This window comes from Enterobacter sp. 168J2, from assembly GCF_034107265.1.
Lineage (GTDB): Bacteria > Pseudomonadota > Gammaproteobacteria > Enterobacterales > Enterobacteriaceae > Enterobacter > Enterobacter nematophilus.
Genome location: NZ_JAWNEB010000012.1, coordinates 120505 through 126941 on the forward strand (window position 1 = coordinate 120505; position 6437 = coordinate 126941).

Annotated in this window: 6 protein-coding genes; 4 read left to right on the forward strand and 2 right to left on the reverse strand. The window is 55.4% G+C overall.

What is annotated here, in order from left to right; translation table 11 throughout:
- The first annotated feature begins 1 nt into the window (after window position 1).
- The 4 genes from rbsC to rbsR all read left to right on the forward strand — a co-directional run bounded on the left by rbsC (window position 2) and on the right by rbsR (window position 3919).
- Complete coding sequence (gene rbsC / locus USG84_RS21355) at window positions 2-967, forward strand: ribose ABC transporter permease (RefSeq protein ID WP_047360514.1); 966 nt, start codon at window positions 2-4, stop codon at window positions 965-967.
- 27 nt (window positions 968-994) lie between these two features.
- Window positions 995-1885 carry a ribose ABC transporter substrate-binding protein RbsB gene (gene rbsB / locus USG84_RS21360; RefSeq protein WP_013099394.1) on the forward strand — a complete coding sequence of 297 codons (891 nt, stop codon included), beginning with the start codon at window positions 995-997 and terminating at the stop codon, window positions 1883-1885.
- Window positions 1886-1993: 108 nt separating this feature from the next.
- A complete protein-coding gene (gene rbsK / locus USG84_RS21365; protein ID WP_151412340.1) occupies window positions 1994-2923 on the forward strand; it encodes a ribokinase in 930 nt (309 codons plus the stop codon).
- A gap of 3 nt (window positions 2924-2926) precedes the next feature.
- Window positions 2927-3919: a ribose operon transcriptional repressor RbsR gene (gene rbsR, locus USG84_RS21370; RefSeq protein ID WP_253540100.1), complete on the forward strand. Its 993-nt coding sequence runs from the start codon at window positions 2927-2929 to the stop codon at window positions 3917-3919.
- Here rbsR and mdtD read toward each other — a convergent pair.
- Together mdtD and USG84_RS21380 are read right to left on the reverse strand one after the other, a co-directional pair.
- Window positions 3885-5318, reverse strand: a complete 1434-nt coding sequence (mdtD, locus tag USG84_RS21375; protein WP_151412279.1) for a multidrug transporter subunit MdtD — start codon at window positions 5316-5318, stop codon at window positions 3885-3887. The two genes, rbsR and mdtD, sit on opposite strands and share 35 nt — an antisense overlap.
- Window positions 5315-6022 carry a FadR/GntR family transcriptional regulator gene (locus USG84_RS21380; protein ID WP_061096738.1) on the reverse strand — a complete coding sequence of 236 codons (708 nt, stop codon included), beginning with the start codon at window positions 6020-6022 and terminating at the stop codon, window positions 5315-5317. Before USG84_RS21380 ends, mdtD begins: the two co-directional genes overlap by 4 nt.
- Between the last annotated feature and the right edge of the window lie 415 nt (window positions 6023-6437).

The following is a 6437-nucleotide window of genomic DNA, read 5'->3' on the forward strand; positions in this document are numbered from 1 at the left end:
GATGACTACCCAGGCTGTTTCTGGTCGCCGCTATTTCACAAAGGCATGGCTGATGGAACAAAAATCGCTGATTGCCCTGCTGGTGCTGATCGCGATTGTGTCGACCATGAGCCCAAATTTCTTCACCGTGAATAACCTGTTCAACATTCTGCAGCAGACGTCGGTGAACGCCATTATGGCGGTCGGCATGACGCTGGTGATTTTGACCTCGGGTATCGATCTGTCCGTCGGTTCCCTGCTGGCGCTCACCGGTGCGATCGCCGCTTCGATTGTTGGCATTGAAGTCAACGCGCTGGTGGCCGTTGCTGCGGCCCTGGCAGCTGGCGCAGCGATTGGCGCCGTAACCGGCGTGATTGTGGCAAAAGGCCGCGTTCAGGCGTTTATCGCTACGCTGGTGATGATGCTGCTGCTGCGCGGTGTGACCATGGTTTACACCAACGGCAGCCCGGTCAATACCGGCTTTACCGATAACGCGGATCTGTTTGGCTGGTTCGGTATCGGCCGCCCGCTGGGCATTCCAACGCCGGTCTGGATCATGGCTATCGTCTTCCTGGCAGCGTGGTACATGCTGCACCATACCCGTCTTGGCCGTTATATCTATGCGCTGGGCGGTAACGAAGCGGCAACTCGCCTGTCCGGTATCAGTGTTAATAAAGTCAAAATTATCGTGTACTCCCTGTGCGGCCTGCTGGCCTCTCTGGCGGGCATCATCGAAGTGGCGCGCCTCTCCTCCGCGCAGCCGACGGCGGGTACGGGTTATGAGCTGGATGCCATCGCGGCAGTGGTTCTGGGCGGTACGAGTCTTGCGGGCGGTAAAGGTCGCATTGTTGGGACATTGATCGGCGCACTGATTCTCGGTTTCCTGAATAATGGTTTGAATTTGTTAGGTGTTTCCTCCTATTACCAGATGATCGTTAAGGCAGTGGTGATTTTGCTGGCGGTACTGGTAGACAACAAAAAACAGTAACTGACGACACTACAGGACATCTTAGATATGAACATGAAAAAACTGGCTACCCTGGTTTCCGCTGTCGCGCTGAGCGCAACCGTAAGTGCTAACGCCATGGCGAAAGACACCATCGCGCTGGTTATCTCCACGCTGAACAACCCGTTCTTCGTCTCCCTGAAGGATGGCGCGCAGAAAGAAGCGGACAAGCTGGGCTACAACCTGGTGGTGCTGGATTCTCAAAACAACCCGGCGAAAGAGCTGGCGAACGTTCAGGACTTAACCGTTCGTGGTACCAAAATTCTGCTGATCAACCCAACCGATTCTGACGCCGTAGGTAACGCTGTGAAGATGGCAAACCAGGCGAAGATTCCGGTGATTACCCTGGACCGTCAGGCGACGAAAGGCGACGTGGTCAGCCACATTGCTTCTGATAACGTGCTGGGCGGTAAAATCGCGGGTGACTACATTGCGAAGAAAGCCGGTGAAGGCGCGAAAGTTATCGAACTGCAGGGGATTGCCGGTACGTCCGCAGCCCGCGAGCGCGGTGAAGGCTTCCAGCAGGCTGTAGCGGCGCATAAATTCAACGTGCTGGCGAGCCAGCCTGCTGACTTCGACCGTACTAAAGGTCTGAACGTTATGCAGAACCTGCTGACCGCGCATCCTGACGTGCAGGCAGTGTTCGCCCAGAACGACGAAATGGCGCTGGGCGCGCTGCGTGCCCTGCAGACCGCAGGTAAATCTGATGTGATGGTTGTCGGATTTGACGGCACGCCGGATGGTGAAAAAGCGGTAAATGATGGCAAACTGGCTGCGACCATCGCTCAGCTGCCTGAGCAGATTGGCGCAACTGGCGTGCAAACTGCCGATAAAGTGCTGAAGGGCGAAAAAGTTCAGGCCAAATATCCGGTTGACCTGAAGCTGGTCATTAAGCAGTAAAAGGCGATTCAGGCAGTCGCTGGCTGCCTGAGGGACACCAAATAAAAGAAAAGTGTGGCATACGCCACCGGGTAACACCGGTGGCGCTCTCAGATGGACAGCTCAACCATGAAAACCGCAGGCAACCTCGTCGTCCTTGGCAGTATCAATGCCGATCACATTCTTAACCTTGAAACTTTCCCGACACCGGGCGAAACCGTCACTGGCAATCAGTACCAGGTCGCGTTTGGCGGTAAGGGCGCAAACCAGGCCGTCGCCGCCGGACGCAGCGGGGCGAATATCGCCTTTATCGCCTGCACGGGTGATGACGACACCGGTGAGCGCGTACGTAAACAGCTGGCAAGCGACAACATCGACATTGCTCCGGTCAGCGTGGTTGCAGGGGAATCTACCGGCGTGGCGCTGATTTTCGTCAATGCGGAAGGTGAGAATGTCATCGGTATTCATGCGGGTGCTAATGCTGCGTTAACGACAGAACGCGTCGACGCGCAGCGCGAAATTATCGCTGGCGCGGAAGCCCTGCTGATGCAGCTGGAGTCGCCTGTTGAAAGCGTGCTGGCCGCCGCGAAAATTGCGCATGAAAATCATACCACTGTCGTACTTAACCCGGCCCCAGCCCGTGTATTATCAGACGAGCTGCTGGCGCTGGTGGACATCATTACGCCGAACGAAACCGAAGCCGAAAAGCTGACGGGCATTCGCGTTGAAAATGACGATGATGCCGCGCGTGCGGCGAAAGTGCTGCATGCAAAAGGCATCGGGACCGTTATCATTACCCTCGGCAGCCGTGGGGTGTGGGCAAGCGTCAATGGCGAAGGGCGTCTCGTGCCGGGCTTTAAGGTCAAAGCCATTGATACTATCGCGGCTGGAGACACCTTTAACGGTGCGCTGGTGACGGCGCTGCTGGAAGGAAAAGCGATGGATGATGCCATCCGCTTTGCGCATGCCGCCGCCGCGATTGCGGTGACGCGCAAAGGCGCACAGCCTTCCGTTCCGTGGCGCAAAGAGATCGATGAATTCTTAAGTCAGCAGGGGTAACGTTTGGCTACGATGAAAGATGTCGCCCGCATGGCGGGCGTTTCTACTTCGACTGTCTCTCACGTTATTAATAACGACCGCTTCGTCAGCGAGGCGATTCGGGAGAAAGTCGAAGCCGCAGTAAAAGATCTCAACTATGCGCCGTCGGCGCTGGCGCGCAGTCTCAAGCTCAACCAGACGCGCACCATCGGTATGCTGATCACCGCCAGTACCAATCCTTTTTATTCTGAACTTGTTCGTGGCGTAGAGCGCAGCTGTTTTGAGCGTGGCTACAGCCTGGTGCTGTGCAATACCGAAGGCGACGAGCAGCGCATGAACCGCAATCTGGAAACGCTGATGCAAAAACGCGTCGACGGGCTGCTGCTGCTCTGTACCGAAACGCACCAACCCTCGAAAGAGATCATTCAGCGCTATCCCTCTATTCCCACGGTGATGATGGACTGGGCGCCCTTCGACGGTACCAGCGATCTGATTCAGGATAACTCCCTGCTGGGCGGCGATATGGCGACTCAGCATCTGATCGATAAGGGCCATACCCGCATCGCCTGCATTACCGGCCCGCTGGATAAAACCCCGGCGCGCCTGCGTCTGGAAGGATATCTCTCCGCAATGGCGCGGGCGGGGCTTGCCATTCCTGATGGCTACCGAATCACCGGTGATTTCGAGTTTAACGGCGGTTTCGAGGCAATGCAGACGCTGCTGGCGCAAGAGCCTCGCCCGCAGGCGGTGTTTATCGGTAACGATGCGATGGCGTTTGGTGCCTATCAGGCGCTTTATCAGGCGGGACTGCGCGTTCCGGACGATATGGCTATCGTGGGATACGATGATATCGAACTGGCGCGCTACATGACGCCGCCGCTGACGACCATTCATCAGCCAAAGGATGAACTGGGTGAGCTGGCCATTGATGTGTTGATCCACCGAATGGCGCAGCCCACGCTGCAGCAGCAACGTCTGCAGCTTACTCCTGTTCTGATGGAGCGGGGTTCGGTTTAGCCTTTGCCTTGTGGCGCTCTTTGATCAGGTTGCGGCCGTCTTTCGGTTTTAACAGCATAAAGACCAGCGCAGACACCACGGTAAGCGCGCCCATGGTGATAAAGGTATAGTGGAACTGTTCAACGGTATTTGTGCTATCGAACCCTTCATAAAACCGCAGTACGGCCGCACTGACGGCTACGCCAAGACTAATCGATAACTGTTGCGTGACCGCCAGTACGCTGTTGCCGCTACTTGCGTTCTCGTCGGTCAGGTCCGCAAGGGTGATGGTGTTCATCGACGTGAACTGCGTTGACATCGCCATCCCCAGCACAAACAGCGGCAGGATCAGCATCCAGACCGGTAACGCCGCGGATTGCAGCGAGAACTGCGCAATCATCAGACCGATAAAGACCGTCACGCCAACCAGCGTTTTACGATAGCCAAACCAGCGCAGTACCTGCGTGACCGTTGATTTCGCCAGAATGGAGCCCATTGCCGTGGGCGCCATCATGCAGCCGGCAATCAGCGCCGGGTAGCCGAAACCCACCTGCAGCATCAATGGCATCAGGAACGGTACGCAGCCCGTGCCCAGACGTGAGGCAATATTGCCCGCGATCCCGACGGAAAAAGTTCGGGTATTAAAGAGAGATAAAGAGATAAGTGGTGTCGGGTGACGACGCGCATGACGTATATAAAGAAGGAACAGCAGAATACCGCTGAAGATGACGGCGAGTGCCAGCCACGTTTCAACGAGCTTCTCGCCAATGAGCTCCATCCCACTGGAGAACAGCACCAGGCTCAGGCCAAACAGGAAAAAGCCGCCCATATCGAAGCTGCGCCTGGGCGTGGTGAAGTTCGGCATATATTTGCGGGCATAGATCAGCCCTGCCACGCCAATCGGAATATTAATCAGGAAAATCCAGTGCCAGCTTGCCCAGGTAACCAGCACACCCCCGAGGACCGGGCCAAGAATTGGGCCAACCAGCCCCGGCATGGTGACAAAGTTGAGCACGGGGAGCAGTTCGCTGCGCGGGTAGGCACGCAGCAAGGCGAGGCGCGCCACCGGCATCATCATCGCGCCGCCAATTCCCTGCAGTACGCGAAAGATAACCAGCTCCGCTAATGAAGTGGAGAGCGCGCAGGCCAGTGAACCGAGCGTAAAGAGCGTTACGGCCAGCATGAAAACTCTGCGGGTTCCGAAGCGATCGGCCAGCCAGCCGCTTACCGGGATCAACATCGCTACCGTGAGGGTGTAGCTGATGATGGCGGACTGCATTGCCAGCGGGGATCGGTTGAGGCTTTGCGCAATAGCGGGAAGCGCCGTATTGAGGATGGTGGCATCCAGTGCCTGCATAAAGAACGCCATGGCTGCAATCCACGGCAATCCGGCCATGCTGCGCGCTTTTTTCTCTGTCATTTATTTACCTGCTGGTGAGTTGGTGCGGTCAGCAATGCCTGGCATGCAGTCAGGGCTCGCTGCCCGTCGCTCTCCTGAATGGCATCCACTATCGCCTGATGCAAATCCAGCTTTACCACTTCGTCTTGTGTAATAGAGGTAAAGTAGGTGTGGTACACCGAATGGAATAACGAAGCAAAGGAAGTGAGGAACGGATTGGCGCTCATCATATAGATATGTTCATGCCAGGCCATATCGACCTCAACCCAACGTTCCCGGTTGAAGTGTTTTTTCAGGAACACCATCTCTTCCATTAGTGCGTTAAGCTGCGCTTTCTGCTCTGCCGTCCCGAGCGTGGCGGCAAGCAGGCATGCCTGAGGCTCAAGGCTGCTGCGCATTACCAGAAAGTGGTCGACGACCTGATGAAAGTTGTCTTCGGTCATCCACCAGGAGAGCAGCTCCTGATCGAGAAAATTCCAGTTATTCTGTGGCATCACGCGCGTGCCAATACGAGGGCGTGGAAGCACCATACCTTTTGCCGTCAGGGTTTTCACCGCCTCGCGAACCGCGGTACGGCTTACTCCAAACTGCTCACCCAGCTCCATTTCACCCGGCAGGATGCTCCCCGGGGCATATTTACCCGCTAAAATCCGCTGCGCCAGCTTTTCTGCCAGCACATAGGACAGATTTTTTTGGGCGGCCAGCTGTTGTGCGCTTAATGGCATCGCTTTTATTCCTTAATGTTTCATGCTGTTAATTATGCCACCTCGAATGTGATTGTGGTTGCAGATACATCAAATAGAACAATTTGTAGCTTGATATCACCGCTGTTGGTGAAAAAAGACACGGATAGAAACTTTTTTTAAATTTCCTCTTGTCACTTAAGAATAACTCTCTATAATGCGCCTCCACTGACACGGAACAACGGCACACACGCCGCCGGGTCAGCAGAGAAAAGCAAAATAAACGCTTGACTCTGAAGCGGGAAAGCGTAATATGCACACCCCGCGCCGCAGCGAAAACGAAGCGGCACTGCTCTTTAACAATTTATCAGACAATCTGTGTGGGCACTCAAAGTGACATGGATTCTTAATGTCTTCGGACAATAAATGAATACCAAGTCTCTGAGTGAACATGCGT

Excerpts from the sequence above, each read along its gene's own strand:
- USG84_RS21380 (WP_061096738.1), bottom strand. The coding sequence starts at position 6,022 with ATGCCATTAAGCGCACAACAGCTGGCCGCCCAAAAAAATCTGTCCTAT.
- rbsK (WP_151412340.1), top strand. The coding sequence starts at position 1,994 with ATGAAAACCGCAGGCAACCTCGTCGTCCTTGGCAGTATCAATGCCGAT.
- rbsB (WP_013099394.1), top strand. The coding sequence starts at position 995 with ATGAACATGAAAAAACTGGCTACCCTGGTTTCCGCTGTCGCGCTGAGC.
- mdtD (WP_151412279.1), bottom strand. The coding sequence starts at position 5,318 with ATGACAGAGAAAAAAGCGCGCAGCATGGCCGGATTGCCGTGGATTGCA.
- rbsC (WP_047360514.1), top strand. The coding sequence starts at position 2 with ATGACTACCCAGGCTGTTTCTGGTCGCCGCTATTTCACAAAGGCATGG.